This is a genomic window from Paractinoplanes durhamensis (assembly GCF_016862175.1).
GTDB lineage: Bacteria > Actinomycetota > Actinomycetes > Mycobacteriales > Micromonosporaceae > Actinoplanes > Actinoplanes durhamensis.
Genome location: NZ_BOML01000038.1, coordinates 177,583 through 199,809 on the forward strand (window position 1 = coordinate 177,583; position 22,227 = coordinate 199,809).

Genomic DNA, 22,227 nt, shown 5'->3' on the forward strand with positions numbered 1-22,227 from the left:
AGTCTCGGGGGATAGCGTCGAGGTCATGAGCGACAGCGCCGGTCGACCCCGGGTAGGGCACATTCAGTTTCTCAACTGCCTCCCGATCTACTGGGGCCTGATGCGCTCCGGCGCTCTGCTCGACGTCGACCTGCGCAAGGACACCCCCGACAAGCTGAGCCAGCAGCTTGTCGCCGGGGATCTCGACATCGGCCCGATCACGCTCGTCGAGTACCTCCGGCACGCCGACGACCTGCTGCTCCTGCCCAACCTGGCGGTCGGCAGCGACGGCCCGGTCCTCTCGGTCAACCTCATCTCGACCCGGCCGCTCGACGAGCTCGACGGCCGGCCGGTGGCGCTCGGCTCGACCTCCCGCACCGGCGTGCTGCTGGCGCAGATGCTGCTGGCCGAGCGCTACGGCGCCGAGCCCGAATACTTCCGCTGCCCGCCCGAGCTCACCCAGATGCTGATGGAGGCGGACGCCGGCGTGCTGATCGGCGACCCGGCCCTGCGGGCGATGTATGAAGCGCCGCAGAAGGGCCTCACCGTCGTCGACCTCGGGCAGGCCTGGCGGGACTGGACCGGCCTGCCGATGGTCTTCGCGGTCTGGGCGGTCCGGAAGGACTACGCGGCCGCCCACCCGGGCGCCGTCAAGGACGTGCACGAGGCGTTCCAGCGCTCCCGCGACCTGTGCCTGGACGAGCTCGACGAGGTGGCCGCGGCGGCCGCCCGCTGGGAGCCGTTCGACGCGACCACCCTCGCCACGTACTTCCGGGCGCTGGACTTTTCGCTCGGCGATCGCCAGATCGCCGGGTTGCGGGAGTTCGCCCGGCGCGCGGCGGCTCGTGGGGAAGTTCCCGCGTTGCCCGAGGATGGCCCGATCTTCGCCGAAGTTTGATCCTTTTCGAGGCAGGCCCTACGCTCCGCAGGCTCATCAGCGAACGGGGGACCTGCTCATGCGTCTGCGTCATCTCGCCTTACCCGCCGCGGTCACGCTGGCGGCCCTGACCGGGCTGGCCACGCCGGCCGCGGCCGCGCCCGACGACGAGCCGGCGTTCGTCGCCCTGGTCGTGCCCGAGCAGGTCACGGTCATCGAGGGCAAGACCAAGTCGGTCACGGCGACCGTCATCAATGCCAGTGACGTCACCGCCAAGGGCGTGGCGCTCACCTTCACCAAGATCGACGCGAGTGTCGCGGTGACCCTGCCGGCCGGGTGCGACCTGCCCACCGGCTGCGCGGTCGGCGAGCTCAAGCCGGGGGCGTCCCGCAAATACACGTTCAAGGTCACCCCGAACGTCGCGACCAGCGCCGACCTGACCTCGTCGCTCAGCCTCAAGGTGACCGGCGCGGACGGCGTGGCCGGCGACGAGGCGCAGGTGGCGATCGTGCGCGCGAAGGGCGGCGTGGACCTCGAGGTCGCCGACATCGCCGACATGAAGCTGAACCGTGGCCAGACCGCGGACGTGCCGATCACCGTACGCAACGCCGGCTCGGAGACGGTCGACGCGATCGGCGTCGTCCTGTTCGGCGAGGACGGGCTCGTGGCGCTCACCGAGTACCGCAACTGCGAGGACCAGTCCGAGGACGGGCTCAACGCGGTGGTATGCGTCTTCGAGCAGAATTTCCCGGCCGGCGCGGAGTTCACCGTGCCGTCCGCGACGCCGCTGCAGATCAAGGTCGCGGCCGACGCCGGTGGCCCGTACACCTACACGGCGGCGGTCGTCGCGGTCGGCATCAACAAGGTGGTGGCCGACTCGCTGGCCGCGAAGTCCGGCCCGACGCTGAAGCTGCAGAGCATCGAGGACGACTACACCGACGCTCCGGACGACCTCAACGAGGACGACAACGTCGCCGCGTTCGGCATCACGCTGGGTAAGTCCGCGGCCGACCTGCAGGCGATCGGCGGCACCTTCAAGGGCGCGGTCGGCGACGAGACCACGGTCCAGGTCGGCGTGCGTAACCTCGGCCCGACCGCGACGGTCCCGCCGAGCCTCGACGGAATCCTCACCGTCACGGTCGACCTCCCGACCGGCATCGAGGTCACCGACGGCGACGACACGTGCTTCCCCGACCTCTCCGGGGACCCGTCCCGCTATACCTGCCTGCTGCTCAACCGGGTCGGCGTGGGCAAGTCCGAGCTGTTCTCCTTCACCGCCACCATCCTCGACTCGCCCGAGCACACCGCGGGCTCGGTCATCGTGGACGGCGGCGTCCAGGACACCAACTCCGCCAACGACAAGGCCGTCCTCGGCCTCGAGCTCACCGGCGGCGGCGCGGGCGGCGGCCTCCCGGTCACCGGCGCACCGGCCGGGTGGGTTGCGGCCGGCGGCGCGCTTCTGCTGCTCATCGGCGGAATCTTCTTCTCGGCGGCCCGCCGCCGGCGAATCATCACCAAGGCCTGACTTCGGAGGGTACGGGGGCGGTCCTTCCGCCCCCGTCCTGGCCGTTCCCGGGAGCACGCGTTGATCCACGGGCTGCGCGGCCGCCCCCGATAAATGCGTCAAGGCGCCTCGCTGTCGACGCAGCCGAAACGATCCGGGTGACCGCGAGGGCCAGCCCGATCGGGATGAGCAGGACCGCCGGCACCGCGTAGCGATAGTCGAAGAGGCTGGTGGCGACGCTGACCACGAGCAGCCCGACCCCGGCCCCGGTGAACAGCAGCGCGTCGGCGGCCGAGCGCCACGACCGCCGCCGGACCCGCCACCCGGCCGCGAAGAGTGTCACGAGAATCCCGACCGCATAGAGCGGCCCGGGCGTGGTGACGACCCGGCCGTACGCGTGGAGCCGCCGAGCATCCGGATTGTCGACCAGGAAATGCGGAGCCGGCATCGCCCCGAGCCGGTCAGCCGGCGTGTAGTAGCGGGCCACGCAGTCGGAGCCGACCGTGACCGGCGGCAGCCAGACCCGGGCCAGGCAGTCGGCGTCGTCGTTGAGCGGCGGCCGCCAGGTCAGATGCCACCACGACTGCTCGGCCACCATGCCCACATAGGACAGCGGCCGCTGCTTGATCACCGTGTCGGCGAAGTCGCCGAGGACGGGATCGCCGGTCTCGGACGGGTAGAGGCGCCGGGCCGGACTCGCCGCGCTCCAGATGTAGTTGTCCGGCCGCTGATCCCAGCTGCGCGGCGCCTCCGGCATGCAGAGAGCGCGCTGCGAAACGGTGAGCCGCAGCCGGTCGCAGTCGGCGATCGGCATGACCCGGGCATAGAGGAACCGGCCCTGGTACTGCCCGAACGCGTAGACCCCCCGATGCTGGTGGTACCAGAGCAGATAGCCGCCGAGGATCGCCAGGACCGGCAGCGCGAAGGCACCCAGCCGCAGCAGCGAGACCCGGCGAACCAGCAGGTAGGCGGCGGCCAGCGCGAGGATCGGCAGCCCGACGGTGCGGGTGACCGCCGCGAACCCGAGCAGCGCACCCCCGCCCGCCGCCGCGAACCACCCGAGCCGATCGCGCCCGGCCAGCAGGAACAGCCCGCCGGCGGTGGCCGCCAAATACGCGGTCTCGGCCAGCACGTAGTGCTCGACCGTCAGCACCCGCGCGTCCACCGCGACCGGCAGGACGGCCAGCGCCGCGAGCCAGGGCCGGCAGCCGCGGCGCAGAAGGAACGCGTAGGCGGCGGCGAGGATCAGGACGCCGAGCATGTGCTGGGCGAGCGCGATCCGTTCGTACGGCATCCGGAGGAAGGGTTTCAGCAGCCAGGAGTATCCGAACGGGCGGATGACACCCGGTTCGCCCAGGAGGGACGACTCGATGTAGGAGCGGCTGTCCGGGAAGAAGAACGCGTAGGGGTAGGTGGCCGCGAACCAGACCCGCAGCGTCACGGCCGCGGCCAGTACCACCGAGAACGGGAGATGTCGGGATCGCAAGCTGGCCATCCCCCCGGGCGGCGGTCGATGAGCTGGCGAAACTATCAGCCGCCGCCGATCGACCTAACCGCCCGATTGGGCGAGCCCGTCCGGGTGTCAGCCGTTCAGGACGGCGTCCAGGGCGGCCACGTCCTCGGCGCTGAGCTGCCAGCTTCCGGCCGCCGCGTTGGCGTGCACCTGCTCGGCGTTGGTGGCGCCGGCGATCACGCTGGTCACCGCCGGGCGGGCGGCGAGGCCGGCGATCGCGACCTCGAGCAGGCTGTGCCCGCGCTCCTCGCCGAACGCGACCAGCTTCTCGATGGTGTCCCAGTCGGCGTCGGCAAGCACCCGCTGGTAGCGGTCCTGGGAGAGCCGGGTGCCGACCGGGGCGCGCTCGCCGCGGGAGTATTTACCGGACAGCAGGCCGGAGTCGAGCGGGAAGAACGGGAGCAGGCCGAGCCCGTATTGCTCGCAGGCCGGCACGGCCTCGTCCTCGACGTAGCGCTGGAGCAGGCTGTAGCGGTTCTGCGCGCTGATGAACGGGGTGTGCCCGGCGGCCCGGGCGGTCCAGTCGGCGTCGGCGATCTGCCAGCCGGCGAAGTTGGAGTTGCCGAGGTAGCGCACCTTGCCCGAGCGGACCAGGTCGTCGAGGGCGGCCAGGGTCTCCTCGATCGGGGTGGCCTCGTCCGGCTGGTGCAGCTGGTAGAGGTCGATGTAGTCGGTGCCGAGGCGGCGCAGCGAGGCTTCGACCGCGCGCACGAGGTAGCGCCGGGAGCCGCGGGCGTCGAAGTCGTTGCCGTTGAGGCCTTCCATGTCCATGCCGAACTTGGTCGCGACGATGACGTCGTCCCGGCGGCCCTTGAGCGCGGCGCCGAGACACTCCTCGGAGGCGCCGTGCGGGGTGCCGTAGATGTCGGCGGTGTCGAACAACGTGATGCCGGCCTCGATGGCCGCGTCCACCACTTCCCTGGTGCCGTCCGCGTCGAGCTTGCGGCCGAAGTTGTTGCAGCCGATCCCGACGACGGACACGACCAGGCCCGAGGTACCCAGCCTCCGGTAGCTCATCTCACTCATGATCCGAGCCTATGCCCGTTTGTCGCGTGGTTTGCCCACGGACACCGGACATAGGTGCAGCTCTATTGACACACGTTGTTAACAAAACTCACTGTGTGAGAGCGCTCTCCCCTTCCGCTCGAAGTACGGAAAGAGGTGTTCCCCGTGCGTACCGTCCTGCGTGCTCTCGCCGCGCTGGCCATGACCATCCCCGTCGCGGTCGCCGTCTCCCCACCGTCGGCGCAGGCCGTCGGTCCCAACCTCCTCCCGGTCACCGTCGCCAACAGCACCGGCCGCGGCGACGCGGTCTACCTGTATGTCACCGGCGTGCAGCTCTCCTCCGGCCGCCTCGGCTATGTCAACCAGGCCGGCACCTTCACCGCGTGGAGCGGCGGCACGAATCCGCCCTCGGCCGCGCCCGACATCGCGATCGCGGGTGCCGGCAACGGCGGCAGCACCACCATCAACTTCCCCCGCGGCTTCTCCGGCCGGGTCTGGTTCTCGCTCGGCGAGAAGCTGAAGTTCTTCCTCACCCCGGACGGACTCGTGCAGCCGGCGCCGTGGGCCTCCGGTGACCCGAACTACAACATCCTGTTCGACTGGAGCGAGTTCACCTACAACGACTCCGGCCTGTGGCTGAACAGCTCGCAGGTGGACATGTTCGCGCTGCCGCACGCGGTGACCGTGACCAACAGCGCCGGCGTCACCAAGCGCACCGGCGACCTGGTCGCCAACGGCCGCACCAACGTGATCAACACGATCAAGGGCACCTCCGGCTGGGCGAACACCGTCTACACCCGGTCCGACGGGACGGTGCTGCGGGCGCTGTCGCCGGGCAAGGCGGCCGGCTCGGGCCTGCTGAGCGCGAACTACCTCGACTCGTACATCTCGAGCGCCTGGAACGCGTACGCCAGCAAGACTTTGACCGTCGTGCCCTTCGGGGACCAGCCGAACACCAAGTACTTCGGGCGCACGTCGGGCAACGTCATGAACTTCACCAACTCGTCGGGCGCCACCGTGGCGTCCTTCAACAAGCCGTCCTCGGCCAGCGTGTGGGGCTGCGACGGCGATCTGCCGGCGCCGAACGACCTGGTCGTCGGGCCGATCTCGCGCACGCTCTGCGCCGCCCTCAACCGCGGCACGCTCGGCACCGTCGACACCCAGCCGAGCACCAACGCGGCGCAGTTCTACCAGAACAGCCCGACCAACGTGTACGCCAAGACCATCCACGCCAACATGAGCGACGGCAAGGCGTACGCGTTCGCCTTCGATGACGTCGGCAACTTCGAGTCGCTGGTCAACGACGGCGACCCGCGCTCGGCCGGGATCGTGCTCTCGCCGTTCACCGGTGGCGGCACCACTCCTCCGCCGTCGACCGGGACCGCGCTGATCAGCTCGCTGAACAACAAGTGCATCGACGTGCCGAACTCCAACTTCACCGACGGCGTACGGCTGCAGATGTGGACGTGCAACGGCACCAACGCCCAGAAGTGGACCTTCAGCAACGGCACGCTGCTCAGCCCGAGCGGCAAGTGCGGGGACGTGGCGTCCGGCTCCACCGCGAACGGCGCCGCGATCCAGCTCTGGACCTGCAACGGCACCGGGGCTCAGCAGTTCGTCCTGAGCAGCGCGGGTGATCTGGTCAATCCGCAGGCCAACAAGTGTGTCGACATCGTCGACCTGAACGCGAACGACGGCGCGAAGCTCCAGTTGTGGGACTGCGCCGGCACCTCGAACCAGAAGTGGCGCCAGGGCTGACCGCGCGCTAGGAGCCGCCGTCCATCGTGGACGGCGGCTCCGCCAATTCCCGGTACGCCGATTTGAGCAGGTCGACCAGCGGGATGTGCCGCACCCGGATCGGCGGCGCGTCGAGCGCGCGCAGCAGCAGCTCGGGCGGGGTGGTCACGCGGGCCGGCCGTTCCCGCAGCTTGCCGAGCGAAAGGCCGGGGGAGTAGTAGTCGGCGAGCCGCTCCTCCAGCGGAGTTTCCTCGACCGCGAGCGGATCCACCGCGTCGACCGGCTCGGGCGTGCCCCGCAACGCGCTGAGCAGGGCTTCCCGGTCGCGCCCACGCCAGGCGAGCACCAGGAACGGGTCGTCGTCGAAGGCTTCCGCGAGTACATAAAGGACGGCCGAGCCGTGTTTACAGGGGACTCCCCAATCTGGACAGTTGCAGCGAATGTCCAAATTATCGGGAAAAAGCGGGAGATTGTGTTCTTCGAATACGTCGATGATCTCGCGGGGCATCTCACCGGCCAGAAGTGCGGCCCGATACAGCGCGCGGCTCCCCAGTGATGACGTAACGTCGGTCCACTGTGTCTCGTCGAAAGCAGCGATGGCGATCTCCACGGCGTACGGCTGCGGGCGTGAACCCTGCACCCGGGCCGTCACCTTCCCGGCCGCCAGCTGGAAGTCCATGACCTGGCCTTTGCGGGCGTAGGCCCGCCCGCGGGCCAGCCGCCCGCCGTCGCAGACGCGTTCCAGCACGTCGACGAAGCGGCGCGACCACCAGCGTTCGCCGATCTTGCCGCGCTTGGCCCGCACCGCGAGCCCGCCGTCGACCTCGATCGTCTTGCCGGCCTCGTAGAACTTCCCGTCCCGGTCGAACGGCATCAGCGCACCCCCGCCAGGTCGAGCTCGAAGAGTTCGCGCAGCTGATCGGTGCCGAGGTCGGTGATCCAGCCCTCGCCGGTGCCGACCACCGACGAGGCGAGCGCCTTCTTCCGCTCGATCATCGCGTCGATCTTCTCCTCCAGCGTGCCGGTGCAGATGAACTTCCGGACCTGCACGTCGCGTGACTGTCCGATCCGGTACGCGCGGTCGGTGGCCTGGTCCTCGACCGCCGGATTCCACCACCGGTCGAAGTGGACGACATGGTTGGCGGCCGTCAGGTTGAGGCCGGTGCCGGCCGCCTTGAGCGACAGCAGGAAGAGCATCGGCTCGTCACTCGTCTGGAACTCCTCGACCAGTGCGTCCCGCCTGGCCTTGGCGAGTCCACCGTGGAGCCAGAGCACCGGACGGTCGAGGTGGGCGGCCAGGTACGGCTGCAGGAGCGTGCCCCACTCGGCGTACTGGGTGAAGACCAGCGCCTTGTCGCCGTCCTCGACGATCTCGGCGGCCAGCTCCTCCAGCCGGGCCAGCTTGCCGGAGCGGGCCGGCAGCTTGGAACCGTCCTTGAGCAGGTGGGCCGGGTGGTTGCAGACCTGCTTGAGCTTGGTCATCGCGGCCAGCACGTTGCCGCGGCGCTCGATGCCCTCGGAGTTCTCGATCGTGGCCATCATGTCCTCGACCACCGCCTGGTAGAGCGTGGCCTGCTCGGGCGTGAGCGTGCACCACACCTTCATCTCGTTCTTCTCCGGCAGGTCCGAGATGATCGACTTGTCGGTCTTGAGGCGGCGCAGCACGAACGGGCCGGTCGCCCGCTTCAACGCCTCGGCGGCGAGCTCGTCCTGGCGTACCTCGATCGGCTCCTGAAAGCGCTTGCGGAACCGCTTCGCCGGGCCCAGCAGGCCGGGGTTGCAGAAATCCATGATGGACCAGAGCTCGGCCAGGTGATTTTCGACCGGCGTGCCGGTCAGGGCGATTCGGGTACGGGCGGGGATGGCGCGCACCGCCTGGGCCTGACGGGTGCCGCTGTTCTTGATGGCTTGCGCCTCGTCGCAGACGATGCGTTCCCACTTGCCGGCCTTGAGGATCGCCAGATCCCGCACCGCGGTGCCGTAGGTGGTGATCACCAGATCGGCGGTCTCGATACCTTCTTTATTACGCGACGCTCCATGATGGACGTAGGTCCGGATCTGCGGGGCGAATCGCGCGACCTCCTTCTCCCAGTTGCTGACCAGAGACATCGGACAGATGAGAAGCGTCGGTTCCGGTGTCGCGTCGGCCCTTTCCTGGACAAGGAGCGAGATGGTCTGGGCCGTCTTGCCGAGGCCCATGTCGTCGGCGAGGATGCCGCCGAGGCCGATCCGGGCCAGGAAGTGCAGCCAGGACAGGCCGCGCTCCTGGTAGGGGCGCAGCGTCCCCTGGAAACCCGGTGGCGTGCTGATCGGGGCCAGCCGCTCGGCCGCCTGCCCGGAGATCAGGTCGCCGAGCATCCCGTCCGCGTCCACCTCGACCAGCGGCAGGTCCTCCTCGCCGCCGTCGACCACCTGCTGCAGCACCTCGCCGGCGGTCAGCTCGCCCTCCCGGCGCCGGCCGACCGCCTTGAGCGCGGCCTTGAGCTGCCGATCGTCCAGCTCGACCCACTGGCCGCGGACCCGGACCAGCGGCACCTTGAGCCGGGCCAGCTCGGCCAGCTCCTCGGCGCTGACCACGCCGTCCCCGATGACCAGGTCGAGCCGGAAGCCGACGATCTCCTCCAGCCCGAACCCGGAGCTGGCCAGCGCCTTCCCGGAGCTCTTGCCCTTCGAGCGGGTGGTCAGCTTCAGGCCGACCCCCTTGCGACCCGCCCACTTCGGCAGCAGCACGCCGAACCCGGCCGCCTGCAGCAGCGGCGCGGCCTGCCGGAGGAAGTCGTGCGCCTCGCCGGTGTCCAGCGTCATCGTGGTCGGTTCGGCCTCGGCGAGCCCGGCGTGCAGCAGCGGGAAGAGCCGGACCGCCCGGCCCAGCCCGGCCAGCAGGGTCTCGTCCGGCCGCGGCGGCATCCCCGGGAAACGCGCGCCGGCCCACACCTCGTCGGCGCGGAGATAGAGGTTGGGGTCCTCGGCCGACTGCAGCGCGAACTCCAGACCCCAGTCGTCCTCGCCGGGCGGCGGCTCGCTCAGCCGGAAGCTGACCCGGACCGGCCCGTTTGCCTCGTTCGCGGCCCGCATCCAGTCGCCGAGGGCCGCGCCCAGGTCGCGGACGTCCTCGGCCTTGGCTCCCGGCAGCGCCGGGTCGTCGGCAGTGAGCGCCGAGATCCACCGGTCCGGCAGCGGAGCCTTCGGGCCCGGCCGGTGCCCGAGCAGCAGCCGCTCCGGCATCAGGGTCCGGGCCGCCGCGTCGACCAGCACGTTCAGCGCGTCCCGCAGGGTGCGGGCCAGCCCGGCACCGGTCGCCCGGACCACCGGCGGCATACCGGCCGCGAAGTCGCGGTAGGTGGCGGCGTCGGCGCCGGTGATCACCGGGCGCCAGCGCGCGGCCGGCGTCCCGCCCTCGTTCACCAGCTGCGGCAGCATCCGCCCACGCCGGGCCAGGTCGAACGCGAACCCGGCGAGCACGCCCAGGTAGCGCAGCGACGGCCCGGCCAGCCACTCGTCGCCGCCGGCGTCATCGGCCGAGGCGAGCGTGGCCAGCGCGTCGCCGTCGGCGACCAGGAGAGCCGGCACGTCGTAGGTGCGCAGCTTGACCGCGCGGGTCGTGGCCAGCTCGGCCGGCGGCACCGGGCCGCGGGTCGTCCCGGGCAGTTTCATCGTCAGCGTCGCGGGCTCGCCGTCGAGCACCCCGGTGAGATCCTCGAGCCCCTCGGCCCACAGCGCCAATCCCGCGCCCGGCACCCAGCCGGCCTGTACGACGAGCACACCTACCCCCTGACGACGGGATCGAGAGTACTGAGGTGACCCTCGCCGCTGCCGTCACCGTGCCGGGGGACGTAATCTTCGAAGCGTGACGGCTAACCGGGAGATCGACAGCATCCTGCAGCGTGCGGCCGACGGTGGGCGGATCACGCCCGAGGAGGCGCTGCTGCTCTACACCGACGCTCCGTTCCACGCGCTGGGCGAGGCCGCCGACACGATCCGGCGCCGCCGCTTCCCGGACGGCGTCGTCACCTACCTGATCGACCGCAACATCAACTACACGAACGTGTGCGTCACGGCGTGCAAGTTCTGCGCCTTCTTCCGGGCCCCCAAGCACAAGGACGGCTGGGCGCACCCGATGGAGGAGATCCTGCGGCGCTGCGGCGAGGCGATCGACCTCGGCGCCACCCAGGTGATGCTGCAGGGCGGTCACCACCCCGAGTTCGGCGTGGCCTATTACGAGTCGCTGTTCGCCGGGGTCAAAGAGGCGTACCCACAGCTGATGATCCACTCGATCGGGCCGAGCGAGATCCTGCACATGGCCAAGGTCGACGGGGTGTCGATCGAGGAGGCGATCCTGCGGATCAAGGCGGCCGGGCTCGACTCGATCGCCGGGGCCGGCGCCGAGATGCTGCCGCAGCGGCCGCGTAAGGCGATCGCCCCGCTGAAGGAGAGCGGTGAGCGCTGGATCGAGGTCATGACGATCGCGCACCGCAACGGGCTGTCCTCGACCGCGACCATGATGATGGGCACCGGCGAGACGCACGCCGAGCGGATCGAGCACATCCGGATGATCCGCGACTGCCAGGACCTCGCGGTCGCGAACGGCTACCAGGACAGTGCCGTCGAGACCTCGCATCAGGTCGGGGGCTTCCGGGCCTTCATCCCGTGGACGTATCAGCCGGAGAACAACCACCTCAAGGGCCGCACCCAGGCCACCACGATGGAATATCTGCGGTTCATCGCGGTGTCCCGGCTGTTCTTCGACAACATCGCGCACCTGCAGGCGTCCTGGCTGACCACCGGTAAGGACGTCGGCCAGCTCGCGCTGCACCTGGGCGTCGACGACCTGGGCTCGATCATGCTCGAGGAGAACGTGATCTCCTCGGCCGGCGCCCGGCACCGGTCCAACCTGCACGAGCTGATCTGGATGATCCGCACCGCCGACCGGATCCCGGCGTGGCGCGACACCCTCTACAACCACCTGCAGGTCCACCGCACCGAGGCCGACGACCCGACCGACGATCGTGTCGTGTCTCACTTCTCGTCGATCGCGATGCCCGGTCGCAAGACGCTCCCGTTGGTCGACGCGAAGTAACGGCCCCTATTCGGGGGGTCGATATCCGCCGTTCGGTCAGGGCGGGGTCGGTTAAGCGGCGTGGGGGTCATTGCTGCTTCGTAACGAGGCCGGTAAACCTCTACCCCACTCTGTTCCCGCTGGTTACGTTCCTCGCGTAAGTCTGAGAACTTCCTTGGAACGGCAGGCGGCATCGCTTAAGACCCGGTGGAGCCTGACGGTCGCGGACCCGACCGATTGCGGTCGTTTATATAACGCATAAGGCACGGGCGGGATGGGTGACCATCCCGCCCGTTCTGTTTGTCCCGGGTGGCAGAGTTACGTGCGTGACGCGCGCAGATCTGGACAAACAACCGCACGAGGTCGCCGAGATGTTCGACGGCGTGGCCAAGCGGTACGACCTCACCAACACCGTGCTCTCCTTCGGTCAGGACCGGGGCTGGCGGCGGGCGACCCGGGCCGCGCTCGGGCTGCGCCCCGGCGAGCGGGTCCTGGACGTGGGGGCCGGCACCGGCGTCTCCACCGAGGAACTCGCCCGGTCGGGCGCGTTCGCGGTCGGCGCCGACCTGTCGATCGGCATGCTGCGGGCGGGCCGGCACGCCGGTCGCGAGGTTCCGCTGCTGGCCGGGGACGCTTTGAAGCTGCCGTTCGCGGATGCCACCTTCGACGCGGTGACCATCTCCTTCGCCCTGCGCAACGTGGTCGACACCGAAGGCGCGCTGCGGGAGCTGGGCCGGGTGACGCGACCGGGCGGCCGGCTGGTGGTCTGCGAGTTCAGCCACCCGCTGAACCCCGCATTCCGTACCGTTTACCTGCAGTACCTGATGCGATCGCTGCCGACCGTGGCGCGGGGTGTGTCGAGCAATCCCGACGCGTACGTCTATCTCGCGGAATCGATCCGCGCCTGGCCGGACCAAGCCGCTCTGGCCGACCGAATCGGCCTTTCCGGGCCGTGGAAGCGAGTCGGCTGGCGCAACCTTTCCGGGGGTATTGTCGCGCTCCATCGTGCTACTCGGGTATAAAACGGTCATTCGCCTTACAAGGTCGGTAAAAGCTGTTTGGCTGCGGCTATGACGACCTTTGGGCATCTCGAGGACACCGACATCGACATCGCCATCGACGAGGGTGAAGCGGGCGAGCGCCGCGGCATGGAGTTGGCGGCCCGGATCCGGATGGTGGCCGCACAGGATCCCGAGTTGGCCCAAGACCTAGTAGATGAGCTGATCGTCGCTCTTGATCGGGCAATGGGCGGTACGTTTCGGGAATACCTGGATCAAGAGCCGCGAAATGAGGCGGAGCGGCCCTTGACCGAGAGCGGATCGGGCATTTCACCGGTGCGAAACAGTTAGGGTTGCCTAACCCGAAGGTGTTTCGATGGCCGTCCTAGACTCCGATCTGGGCGTGCTTGTGAACTGTTTCACGAGCCCGCACGAGACGGAGGTGTGCCGTGCAGAGCCACGAAGTAACCGGGCCCGCTGGACCGTCAGCACCGATCGGCGATGAAGCAGATGTAATCGTGGTCGGGGCGGGGCCGGGGGGCTCCGCGGCGGCCTACCATATGGCGCGGCACGGTCTTCGCGTGCTGCTGCTCGAGAAAACCGAATTTCCCCGCGAGAAGGTCTGTGGCGACGGCCTGACCCCGCGGGCCGTGCGACAGCTCGTCCGGATGGGTGTCGACACCTCCGAGAAGGCGGGCTGGCTGCACAACAAGGGCCTGCGCGTGATCGGCGGCGGGGTCCGGCTCGAGCTCGACTGGCCCGACCTGGCCAGCTTCCCCAACTACGGCCTGGTGCGCACCCGGCTCGACTTCGACGACATGCTCGCCAACCGCGCGGTCGAGGCCGGCGCGTTGTTGCGGACCGGTGTGAACGTCTCCGGACCGATCCTCGACGACGAGGGTCGGGCCATCGGCGTTCTGGCCAAGGTCGGCGCCGGCAAGGAGCCGGTCGAATTCCGCGCGCCGCTGGTGATCGCCGCCGACGGTGTCTCCGGCAAGCTTCCGCTGGCCATGGGCCTGGCCAAGCGGGACGACCGCCCCATCGGCGTGGCGGTCCGGCGCTATTACCACTCACCGGTGCGCGCCGACGACGACTATCTCGAGTCGTGGCTCGAGCTGCGCAGCGCCAGCGACCCGAGCGTGCTGCTGCCCGGCTACGGCTGGATCTTCGGCCTCGGCGACGGCCGGGTGAACGTCGGCCTCGGCATCCTGAACTCGTCGGATGCCTTCGGCAAGACCAACTACCGCTCGCTGCTGACCGACTGGCTGGCCGGCACCCCGGACGACTGGGGCATGCGCGACGAGACCAACGCGGACGGCCCGATCCTGGGTGCCGCGCTGCCGATGGGCTTCAACCGGGTGCCGCATTACACCCGCGGCATGATGCTGGTCGGCGATTCGGGCGGCATGGTCAACCCGATGAACGGCGAGGGCATCGCGTACGCGATGGAGTCCGGCGAGTTGGCCGCGGAGGTCGCCGTGCAGGCGCTCGCGCGGCCCGCCGGTGCCGACCGTGAACGCGCTCTCCGGGCCTACCCGGCCGAACTCAGCCTGCGGTTCGGCGGCTATTACCGCCTCGGTGGGGTATTCGTGAAGTTGATCGGCAACCCGCAGATCATGCGTCTGGCCACCAAACACGGCATGCCGCACCCCACGCTGATGCGGTTCGTGCTGAAGCTGCTGGCCAACCTGACCGATCCCCGCGGCGGCGACGCCATGGACCGGATCATCAATGGCCTGACCAAGGTGGCTCCGGCCGTATGACGCCTACAGGGGTACCCCCGGTCGACGCAAGGCTGAATCGGATTAATAGTGTGAAGCCGCTAACAGTCGAGCTGGAGAGATGATGCATCTCAACCCGTACGTCCCGATCTTGGGGCTCTTGATTCTGGGCGCGCTCTTCGCGCTGTTCTCGGTGGGTATCGCGCCGATCGTCGGGCCGAAGCGCTACAACCGCGCGAAGCTCGACGCGTACGAGTGCGGCATCGAGCCGGCTCCGCAGCCGATCGGCGGTGGCCGCTTCCCGATCCGGTTCTACCTGACCGCGATGCTCTTCATCATCTTCGACATCGAGACCATCTTCCTCTACCCGTGGGCCGTGTCCTTCGGGTCACTGGGCGTGTTCGGCTTCGTGGAAATGGTCCTGTTCATCGTCTCCGTCTTCATCGCCTACACGTATGTGTGGCGGCGCGGCGGCCTCAACTGGGACTGAGCTGACATGGGAATCGAAGAGAAGCTACCCGCAGGCATCCTGCTGACGTCCGTCGAGAAGCTGTCCAACTGGGCCCGCAAGTCCTCGTTCTGGGGTGCGACCTTCGGCCTCGCCTGCTGCGCCATCGAGATGATGGCCTCCGGCGGTCCGCACTACGACCTCGGCCGCTGGGGCATGGAGGTCTTCCGGGCGTCGCCCCGGCAGGCCGACCTGATGATCGTCGCGGGCCGGGTGAGCCAGAAGATGGCGCCGGTCGTGCGGCAGATCTACGACCAGATGCCCGAACCGCGCTCGGTCATTTCCATGGGCGTTTGCGCGTCGTCCGGCGGGATGTTCAACAACTACGCGATCGTGCAGGGCGTGGACCACATCGTGCCGGTCGACATCTACCTGCCCGGCTGCCCGCCGCGGCCGGAGATGCTGATCGACGCCATCCTGAAGATGCGCGAGAAGGTCATGGCCACGCCGCTCGGCCCCAACGGCCGCAAGATGCTCGAGGCGCGCAAGGCCGAAGGCAAGATGCCGATCGTCGCCCCCGGCGCGATGCCCTCCTCCTACCGGGCCGACAAGGTCCGGCGCGCGGAGTGGACGCAGGCCGTCAAGGAAGGCCGCGAGGAGCAGCTGCGCATCGAGAACTGGATGAAGCTGGCGCCGCACCTGCGGGAGGGTGGCAAGTGAGCCTGGAATCTACTGGTGGCGTGCCGGTCAATGCGGAGCCCGTCGGTGCTGACATCGACGCCCCCGCCCAGACGCCGGCTTCGCCGCAGAAGGGCATGTTCGGCGTCAAGGGCACCGGTGACGTCTCCGGCTTCGGTGGCCTTGCCCGCCGCACGCCCGACGTGGTCGGCAGCCCCAAGCCCTACGGCTCCTACTTCGACGAGGTCACCGACGCCCTCGAAGAGGCCTACCCCGGCTTCGCCGACGCGATCGAGAAGGTCGTGGTCGACCGGGGCGAGCTGACCCTGCACATCGTGCCGGAGAAGATCGCCGAGGTCGCCCAGATCATGCGGGACGACGAGTCGCTCCGCTTCGAGCTGTGCTCCTCGGTGTCCGGCGTGGACTACCTGAACAGCGACGCCCGCCGGCTGCACGTCGTCTATCAACTGACCTCGATGACCTACCGCCGCCGCGTGCGCCTCGAGGTGGCCGTGCCGGCCGGTGGCAGCGTGCCGACGGTGACCAGCGTCTACCCGACCGCCGACTGGCAGGAGCGGGAGGCGTACGACATGTTCGGCGTCATCTTCACCGGTCACCCCAACCTCACCCGGATCCTCATGCCGGATGACTGGGAGGGCCACCCCCAGCTCAAGGACTACCCGCTCGGCGGCGTGCCCGTCGAGTACAAGGGTGCCGAGATTCCGCCTCCTGACCAGCGGAGGGTCTACCAGTGATCAGTGCGAGGAGTGAGCTTGCGAGCCCCGCAGTCCTGATCGGAGGAAAGCGATGACACAGTCCGGCTACGCCACCGAGCGCGAGACCACCGAGGGCCGCGTCTTCACGGTCACCGGCGGCGACTGGGACACGATCACCGGCAGCATCGATCCGCTGTCGAACGAGAAGATCGTCGTCAACATGGGCCCGCAGCACCCGTCGACGCACGGCGTGCTCCGTCTCGTCCTCGAACTCGAGGGGGAGACGGTCACCGAAGCGCGATGCGTCATCGGCTACCTGCACACCGGCATCGAGAAGAACCTCGAATACCGCAACTGGACCCAGGGCACCACGTTCGTGACCCGGGCCGACTACCTGGCGCCGCTGTTCAACGAGGCCGGTTACGTCCTCGGCGTGGAGAAGCTGCTGGGCATCGAGGACCAGATCACCGAGCGGGCCAAGACGATCCGGGTGCTCTTCATGGAGCTCAACCGGATCTCGTCGCACCTGGTCTGGCTGGCCACCGCGGGCATGGAGATCGGCGCGATCTCGATGATGCTGTACGGCTTCCGCGAGCGCGAGTACATCCTGGACATCTTCGAGGAGACGACCGGCCTGCGGATGAACCACGCGTACTTCCGCCCCGGCGGCGTCGCGCAGGACATCCCGGACTCGGCGATCAAGAAGATCCGCGACTTCCTCGTCTACCTGCCGAAGAAGCTCAAGGAGTACGAGGACCTGCTCTCCGGCCAGATCATCTGGCAGCAGCGGACCCAGGGCGTGGCCGTCCTCGACGTCACCGGCTGCCTGGCCCTCGGCATCACCGGTCCGGTGCTGCGCTCGGCCGGCCTGGCCTGGGACATGCGCAAGACCATGCCGTACTCGGGCTACGAGGAGTACGAGTTCGACGTGCCGACCGCGACCACCGGCGACGTGTGGGGCCGCTACCAGGTGCGGATGGCCGAGATGCGGGAGTCGCTCAAGATCGTTGAGCAGGCGCTCGACCGGCTCAAGCCCGGCCCGATCTTCGTCGCGGACAAGAAGATCGCCTGGCCGGCACAGCTCGCGGTCGGCATCGACGGCCTGGGCAACTCGCTCGAGCACGTCGCCAAGATCATGGGTCAGTCGATGGAGTCCCTGATCCACCACTTCAAGCTGGTGACCGAGGGCTTCCGGGTTCCGCCCGGCCAGGTCTACATCGGCATCGAGCACCCGCGCGGCGAGCTCGGTGTGCACGTGGTCTCGGACGGTGGCACCCATCCCTACCGGGTCCACATGCGCGACCCGAGCTTCGTGAACCTCCAGGCCATCCCCGCGATGGCCGAAGGTGCGCTGCTGGCCGACGTCATCGCCGGCGGCGCGTCCCTGGACCCCGTGATGGGTGGGTGTGACCGCTAAATGTCCGATACCGCTATCGAGTTCTCCCCGGCCGCGGCCCCGCTGGCAGCCAAGCTCCTCGGCCCGGCGCTCGAGATCATCGCGCGCTACCCCGAGGGCCGCAGCCGGTCGGCTCTTCTCCCGCTGCTGCACCTGGTGCAGACCGAGGAGGGCTTCGTCAGCCCGAACGGTGTCGCGTTCTGCGCCGAGGTGCTGGGCATCAACAAGGCCCAGGTCGGCGCAGTCGCCACGTTCTACACCATGTACAAGCGGAAGCCCACCGGCGAATACCTGGTCAGCGTCTGCACCAACACGCTGTGCAACCTGATGGGCGGCCAGGAGGTCTACGACCGGCTGACCGAGCACCTCGGCGTCGGCAACGGCCAGACCAGCTCCGACGGGCAGATCACGCTGGAGCACGCCGAGTGCCTGGCGGCCTGCGACTACGCGCCGGTGGTGACGGTCAACTACGACTTCGCCGTCGACGAGGCCACCCCCGAGTCGGCCGTCGAACTCGTCGAGCAGCTGCGCAAGGGCGAGCGGCCGACCCTGTCGCGGGGTGCCCGGGTCTGCTCCCTCAAGGACATGCAGCACCAGCTGGCCGGCTTCGCCGACGAGCGCGAGGGTGCGGTCGGCGACGGCCCGGCCGGCGTGTCCACGTTGCGCGGTGTGAACCTCGCCGACCAGCACGGGATCGCGGTGCCGAACTTCAACCTCGATGCCCCGATCGCCAAGACCAAGCCGGCTCGCGAAGGCAAGCCGGCCGGCAATGAGGTGAAGAAGTGACTCAGCCACGGCGTGAGGTCCTGGAAAAGCTGACCCCCGTCCTGACCAAGCGCTGGCTCTCGCCGGACGCCTGGAAGATCGACGTCTACGAGCGACTGGACGGCTACGCGGCCCTCAAGAAGGCCCTGGACGTGCACCCCGACGACCTGATCCAGCTGGTGAAGGACTCGGGCCTGCGCGGCCGCGGCGGTGCCGGCTTCCCCACCGGCCTCAAGTGGAGCTTCATCCCGCAGGGCGACGGCAAGCCGCACTACCTCGTCGTCAACGCCGACGAGGGCGAGCCGGGCACCTGCAAGGACCTGCCGCTGATGACCTACGACCCGCACGCGCTGGTCGAGGGCATCATCATCGCGTCGTACGCGATCCGGGCCAGCCGCGCGTTCATCTACATCCGCGGCGAGGCGGTGCACGCCGCGCGCCGGCTGCGGGCCGCCGTCAAGCAGGCGTACGCCAAGGGCTACCTCGGCACGAACATCCTGGGCTCGGGCTTCGACCTGGACCTGGTCGTGCACAGTGGCGCCGGCGCGTACATCTGCGGCGAGGAGACCGCGCTGCTCGACTCGCTGGAAGGCTTCCGCGGCCAGCCCCGGCTGCGCCCGCCCTTCCCGGCCATCGCGGGTCTCTACGCCAGTCCGACCGTGGTCAACAACGTCGGCACCATCGCCAGCGTGCCCTACATCGTGCTGGGCGGCGCCGACTGGTGGAAGAGCATGGGCACGGAGAAGTCGACCGGCCCGATGATCTATTCGCTCTCCGGCCGGGTCGTCAACCCGGGCCAGTACGAATGCGGCCTCGGCATCACGCTGCGCGAGCTGATCGAGCTGGCCGGCGGCATGAAGCCCGGCCACGAGTTGAAGTTCTGGACGCCGGGCGGCTCGTCGACGCCGCTGCTCACCGCGGAGCACATCGACACCCCGATGGACTTCGAGGGCGTCGCCGCCCAGGGCTCGCTGCTCGGCACCACGGCCATGCAGATCTTCAGCGACAAGGACTGCCCGGTCTACGCGACCTGGCGGTGGCTGGAGTTCTACCACCACGAGTCGTGCGGCAAGTGCACGCCGTGTCGCGAGGGCAACTACTGGATGGTCCGCACCTACCGCCGGATCCTGTCCGGCGAGGGGACCCACGCCGACCTCGACACCCTCCAGGACACCGCCGACAACATCTTCGGCCGGTCGTTCTGCGGTCTCGGCGACGGCGCGGCCACGCCGGTCATGTCGACGCTGAAGTTCTTCCGCCAGGACTACCTGGACTACATCGAGGGCCGGACCGCTCCGCGGCTTTCCGCCAAGGCTCTGGTTGGAGCGCACTGATGACGGACGTAGCGAAGAAGGTCGCTGATCCTGCCCAGACGGGCGTCACGCTCACCATCGACGGGATCGAGGTCACCGCCGAAAAGGGTGAGCTCGTCATCCGCGTTGCCGAGCGGATGGGGATCGCGATCCCGCGGTTCTGCGACCACCCGCTGCTCGCCCCGGCCGGCGCCTGCCGCCAGTGCCTGGTCGAGATCGAGGGCCAGCGCAAGCCGGTCGCCTCCTGCACGCAGGCGGTCGCCGAGGGCATGATCGTGCACACCCAGCTCACCAGCGCGGTGGCCGACAAGGCCCAGCACGGTGTGATGGAGCTGCTGCTGGCCAACCACCCGCTGGACTGCCCGACCTGCGACAAGGGCGGCGAGTGCCCGCTGCAGAACCAGGCGATGTCCAACGGCCGCACCGAGTCGCGCTTCCACGAGCACAAGCGCGAGTACGAGAAGCCGATCCACATCTCCAGCCAGGTGCTGCTCGACCGCGAGCGCTGCATCCTGTGCCAGCGCTGCACCCGGTTCTCCGAGGAGATCGCCGGCGACAAGTTCATCGACCTGATGGACCGTTCGTCCGGCGAGCAGATCAACGTCTACCGGGACGACTTCTTCGGCGGTCGCGGCACCGGCGACGGGCAGGTCGGCGAGGGCGAGGGCGACGTCGCCTTCAACTCGTACTTCTCCGGTAACACCATCCAGATCTGCCCGGTGGGTGCGCTCACCGGCGAGCAGTACCGCTTCCGGGCCCGCCCGTTCGACCTGGTCTCCACGCCGACCGCGTGCGAGCACTGCGCGTCCGGCTGCTCGATGCGCGCCGACCACCGCCGGGGCAAGGTGCTGCGGCGCCTGGCCGGCGACGACGCGGCGGTGAACGAGGAGTGGAACTGCGACAAGGGCCGGTGGGGCTTCCGCTACGCCACCGCCAACGACCGGATCATGAACCCGCTGATCCGCGACGCCAAGACCGGTGAGCTGCGCGAGGCCTCCTGGAGCGAGGCTCTCGTCACCGCGGCCGAGGGTCTGAAGGCCGCCAAGGCGGCCGGCGGCGTCGGTGTGCTGACCGGTGGCCGGCTGACGGTGGAGGACGCGTACGCGTACGCGAAGTTCGCCCGGGTCGCCCTCGGCACCAACGACATCGACTTCCGGGCCCGGCCGCTGAGCACCGAAGAGGCCGACTTCCTGGCCTCCTCGGTGGCCGGCGGGATCTCCGACGTCACCTACGACGACGTGGAGAACGCGCCGGCCGCGGTCATCGTCGGGCTCGAGCCGGAGGAGGAGAGCCCCATCCTCTTCCTGCGGCTGCGTAAGGCGGCCGACAAGCGCAAGCTGCGGGTCACGGCGATCGCGCCGTTCCTGACCCGGGGCTTCACCAAGATCAGCGCGACGCTGGTCGCGGCCGCGCCGGGTGGGGAGGCCAAGGCGCTCGCCGAGGACGCGACCGTCGCCGCCGCGCTCGGCACGCCGGGCGCGCTGCTGATCGTCGGCGAGCGCCTGGCCGAGGTGCCGGGCGGCCTGTCCGCGGCGGCCGCTCTCGCCGCTCGCACCGGCGCCCGCATCGCGTGGGTGCCGCGCCGGGCCGGTGACCGCGGTGCGGTCGACGCCGGCTGCCTGCCCAACCTGCTTCCCGGTGGCCGTCCGGTCAACGACCCGGCGGCCCGCGCCGAGCTTTCGCTCGCCTGGGACGTCGAGGCCGGCGCCCTGCCGAGCCGGCCGGGCCGGGACACCGACGCGATCGTCGCGGCGGCCGCGAACGGCACGCTCGGCGGCCTGCTGGTCGGCGGCGTCGACCCGGGCGACCTGGCCGACCCGCGCCTGGCCGAGCAGGCCCTGGACAACGTGGGCTTCGTGGTGAGCCTGGAGATCCGCGGCAGCGCGGTGACCCGCCGCGCCGACGTGGTGCTGCCGGTCGCCCCGGCCCAGGAGAAGTCCGGAACGTTCATGGACTGGGAGGGCCGGCTCCGCTCCTTCGGAGAGGTGCTGCCGACCGTGGCGATGACCGACGGCCGGGTACTCGAGGCGATCGCCGCCCTGCTCGAAGTCACCCTGGGCACCGGCGACGTGATGGCGATCCGCCGCGAGCTCGGGGCCATGCCGCCGAGCAAGGCGGACCGCCCGTCGGTGCCGTCGGCCTCGGCCGGCGCGCTGCCCACCACCGGTGCCAACGAGGCGGTCCTCGCCACCTGGCACCACCTGATCGACTCGGGTTCGCTGCTCGACGGCGACGACGTGCTCAAGGGCACGGCGCGGCCGGCGTTGGTGCGGATCGGCAAGGACCTGGCCGAGTCGCTCGGGGTCGCCGAGGGTGACGCGGTCACCGTCAGCACCGACCGGGGCGGGGTCACCCTCCCGGCCGCGATCACCGACCTGCCCCCGCAGGTGGTATGGCTTCCCACCAACTCGCCGGGCTCCAGCGTTCGTCGCAGCCTCGGCGTCACTTCGGGCGCGGTGGTCCGGCTCTCCGCCGGTAAGCCGGGACCCGTCCTCGCCGAGGGGGCGAACTCGTGAACTCG

17 protein-coding genes and 1 pseudogene are annotated in these 22,227 nt (G+C 69.5%); 14 read left to right on the forward strand and 4 right to left on the reverse strand.

All coding sequences use genetic code 11. From position 1 onward, the window contains the following. The first annotated feature begins 25 nt into the window (after positions 1 to 25). Together Adu01nite_RS24195 and Adu01nite_RS24200 are read left to right on the forward strand one after the other, a co-directional pair. Positions 26 to 877, forward strand: coding sequence for a menaquinone biosynthetic enzyme MqnA/MqnD family protein (locus tag Adu01nite_RS24195; protein WP_203729495.1), 852 nt, complete (start codon positions 26 to 28; stop codon positions 875 to 877). Between the two features lie 58 nt (positions 878 to 935). Further along, positions 936 to 2,381: an LAVTG motif-containing sortase-dependent surface protein gene (locus Adu01nite_RS24200; protein ID WP_203729497.1), complete on the forward strand. Its 1,446-nt coding sequence runs from the start codon at positions 936 to 938 to the stop codon at positions 2,379 to 2,381. On the opposite strand, the gene Adu01nite_RS24205 is transcribed toward Adu01nite_RS24200, so the two are convergent. Both Adu01nite_RS24205 and Adu01nite_RS24210 read right to left on the reverse strand, forming a co-directional pair. Continuing rightward, entirely contained in the window at positions 2,368 to 3,855 is a 1,488-nt protein-coding gene (locus Adu01nite_RS24205; protein ID WP_203729504.1) for a phospholipid carrier-dependent glycosyltransferase, read from the reverse strand. The genes Adu01nite_RS24200 and Adu01nite_RS24205 overlap by 14 nt on opposite strands. Positions 3,856 to 3,942: 87 nt before the next feature. Beyond that, positions 3,943 to 4,899: an aldo/keto reductase gene (locus Adu01nite_RS24210; RefSeq protein WP_203729506.1), complete on the reverse strand. Its 957-nt coding sequence runs from the start codon at positions 4,897 to 4,899 to the stop codon at positions 3,943 to 3,945. Between the two features lie 144 nt (positions 4,900 to 5,043). On the opposite strand from Adu01nite_RS24210, the gene Adu01nite_RS24215 reads away from it, so the two are divergent. Then, positions 5,044 to 6,636, forward strand: a complete 1,593-nt coding sequence (locus Adu01nite_RS24215; protein WP_438871092.1) for a beta-1,3-glucanase family protein — start codon at positions 5,044 to 5,046, stop codon at positions 6,634 to 6,636. Between the two features lie 7 nt (positions 6,637 to 6,643). On the opposite strand, the gene Adu01nite_RS24220 is transcribed toward Adu01nite_RS24215, so the two are convergent. Together Adu01nite_RS24220 and Adu01nite_RS24225 are read right to left on the reverse strand one after the other, a co-directional pair. Then, complete coding sequence (locus Adu01nite_RS24220; RefSeq protein ID WP_203729510.1) at positions 6,644 to 7,489, reverse strand: SWIM zinc finger family protein; 846 nt, start codon at positions 7,487 to 7,489, stop codon at positions 6,644 to 6,646. Continuing rightward, entirely contained in the window at positions 7,489 to 10,377 is a 2,889-nt protein-coding gene (locus tag Adu01nite_RS24225) for a DEAD/DEAH box helicase (RefSeq protein WP_203729512.1), read from the reverse strand. The genes Adu01nite_RS24220 and Adu01nite_RS24225 overlap by 1 nt, the downstream gene beginning before the upstream one ends. An 85-nt stretch (positions 10,378 to 10,462) precedes the next feature. Here Adu01nite_RS24225 and mqnC point away from each other — a divergent pair, with 85 nt between their 5' ends. The 11 genes and pseudogenes from mqnC to Adu01nite_RS24280 all read left to right on the forward strand — a co-directional run bounded on the left by mqnC (position 10,463) and on the right by Adu01nite_RS24280 (position 22,222). Further along, complete coding sequence (gene mqnC / locus Adu01nite_RS24230) at positions 10,463 to 11,692, forward strand: cyclic dehypoxanthinyl futalosine synthase (RefSeq protein WP_203729514.1); 1,230 nt, start codon at positions 10,463 to 10,465, stop codon at positions 11,690 to 11,692. A gap of 305 nt (positions 11,693 to 11,997) precedes the next feature. Beyond that, positions 11,998 to 12,693: a demethylmenaquinone methyltransferase gene (locus tag Adu01nite_RS24235; RefSeq protein WP_203729516.1), complete on the forward strand. Its 696-nt coding sequence runs from the start codon at positions 11,998 to 12,000 to the stop codon at positions 12,691 to 12,693. Between the two features lie 48 nt (positions 12,694 to 12,741). Continuing rightward, positions 12,742 to 13,020 (forward strand): hypothetical protein, encoded by a 279-nt coding sequence (locus Adu01nite_RS24240; RefSeq protein ID WP_203729518.1) that lies wholly within the window; start codon positions 12,742 to 12,744, stop codon positions 13,018 to 13,020. Between the two features lie 143 nt (positions 13,021 to 13,163). Next, positions 13,164 to 14,432: a geranylgeranyl reductase family protein gene (locus Adu01nite_RS24245; RefSeq protein ID WP_203729713.1), complete on the forward strand. Its 1,269-nt coding sequence runs from the start codon at positions 13,164 to 13,166 to the stop codon at positions 14,430 to 14,432. 82 nt (positions 14,433 to 14,514) lie between these two features. Beyond that, positions 14,515 to 14,880, forward strand: coding sequence for an NADH-quinone oxidoreductase subunit A (locus Adu01nite_RS24250; protein WP_203729716.1), 366 nt, complete (start codon positions 14,515 to 14,517; stop codon positions 14,878 to 14,880). Between the two features lie 6 nt (positions 14,881 to 14,886). Next, positions 14,887 to 15,558 carry a NuoB/complex I 20 kDa subunit family protein gene (locus Adu01nite_RS24255; protein WP_203729520.1) on the forward strand — a complete coding sequence of 224 codons (672 nt, stop codon included), beginning with the start codon at positions 14,887 to 14,889 and terminating at the stop codon, positions 15,556 to 15,558. Next, positions 15,555 to 16,271: an NADH-quinone oxidoreductase subunit C gene (locus Adu01nite_RS24260; protein ID WP_203729522.1), complete on the forward strand. Its 717-nt coding sequence runs from the start codon at positions 15,555 to 15,557 to the stop codon at positions 16,269 to 16,271. Before Adu01nite_RS24255 ends, Adu01nite_RS24260 begins: the two co-directional genes overlap by 4 nt. 52 nt (positions 16,272 to 16,323) lie before the next feature. After that, positions 16,324 to 17,649: an NADH-quinone oxidoreductase subunit D gene (locus tag Adu01nite_RS24265; protein WP_203729524.1), complete on the forward strand. Its 1,326-nt coding sequence runs from the start codon at positions 16,324 to 16,326 to the stop codon at positions 17,647 to 17,649. Beyond that, positions 17,650 to 18,396: pseudogene (gene nuoE, locus Adu01nite_RS24270) on the forward strand (NADH-quinone oxidoreductase subunit NuoE); the annotation flags it as partial. Between the two features lie 14 nt (positions 18,397 to 18,410). Beyond that, entirely contained in the window at positions 18,411 to 19,727 is a 1,317-nt protein-coding gene (nuoF, locus tag Adu01nite_RS24275; RefSeq protein WP_203729529.1) for an NADH-quinone oxidoreductase subunit NuoF, read from the forward strand. After that, positions 19,727 to 22,222: an NADH-quinone oxidoreductase subunit G gene (locus Adu01nite_RS24280; RefSeq protein ID WP_203729531.1), complete on the forward strand. Its 2,496-nt coding sequence runs from the start codon at positions 19,727 to 19,729 to the stop codon at positions 22,220 to 22,222. The genes nuoF and Adu01nite_RS24280 overlap by 1 nt, the downstream gene beginning before the upstream one ends. Positions 22,223 to 22,227: the final 5 nt, after the last annotated feature.

Coding starts and splice junctions, on each gene's coding strand:
- Adu01nite_RS24195 (WP_203729495.1), top strand. CDS start 26: ATGAGCGACAGCGCCGGTCGACCCCGGGTAGGGCACATTCAGTTTCTC.
- Adu01nite_RS24200 (WP_203729497.1), top strand. CDS start 936: ATGCGTCTGCGTCATCTCGCCTTACCCGCCGCGGTCACGCTGGCGGCC.
- Adu01nite_RS24205 (WP_203729504.1), bottom strand. CDS start 3,855: ATGGCCAGCTTGCGATCCCGACATCTCCCGTTCTCGGTGGTACTGGCC.
- Adu01nite_RS24210 (WP_203729506.1), bottom strand. CDS start 4,899: ATGAGTGAGATGAGCTACCGGAGGCTGGGTACCTCGGGCCTGGTCGTG.
- Adu01nite_RS24220 (WP_203729510.1), bottom strand. CDS start 7,489: ATGCCGTTCGACCGGGACGGGAAGTTCTACGAGGCCGGCAAGACGATC.
- Adu01nite_RS24240 (WP_203729518.1), top strand. CDS start 12,742: ATGACGACCTTTGGGCATCTCGAGGACACCGACATCGACATCGCCATC.
- Adu01nite_RS24250 (WP_203729716.1), top strand. CDS start 14,515: ATGCATCTCAACCCGTACGTCCCGATCTTGGGGCTCTTGATTCTGGGC.
- Adu01nite_RS24255 (WP_203729520.1), top strand. CDS start 14,887: ATGGGAATCGAAGAGAAGCTACCCGCAGGCATCCTGCTGACGTCCGTC.
- Adu01nite_RS24265 (WP_203729524.1), top strand. CDS start 16,324: ATGACACAGTCCGGCTACGCCACCGAGCGCGAGACCACCGAGGGCCGC.
- Adu01nite_RS24280 (WP_203729531.1), top strand. CDS start 19,727: ATGACGGACGTAGCGAAGAAGGTCGCTGATCCTGCCCAGACGGGCGTC.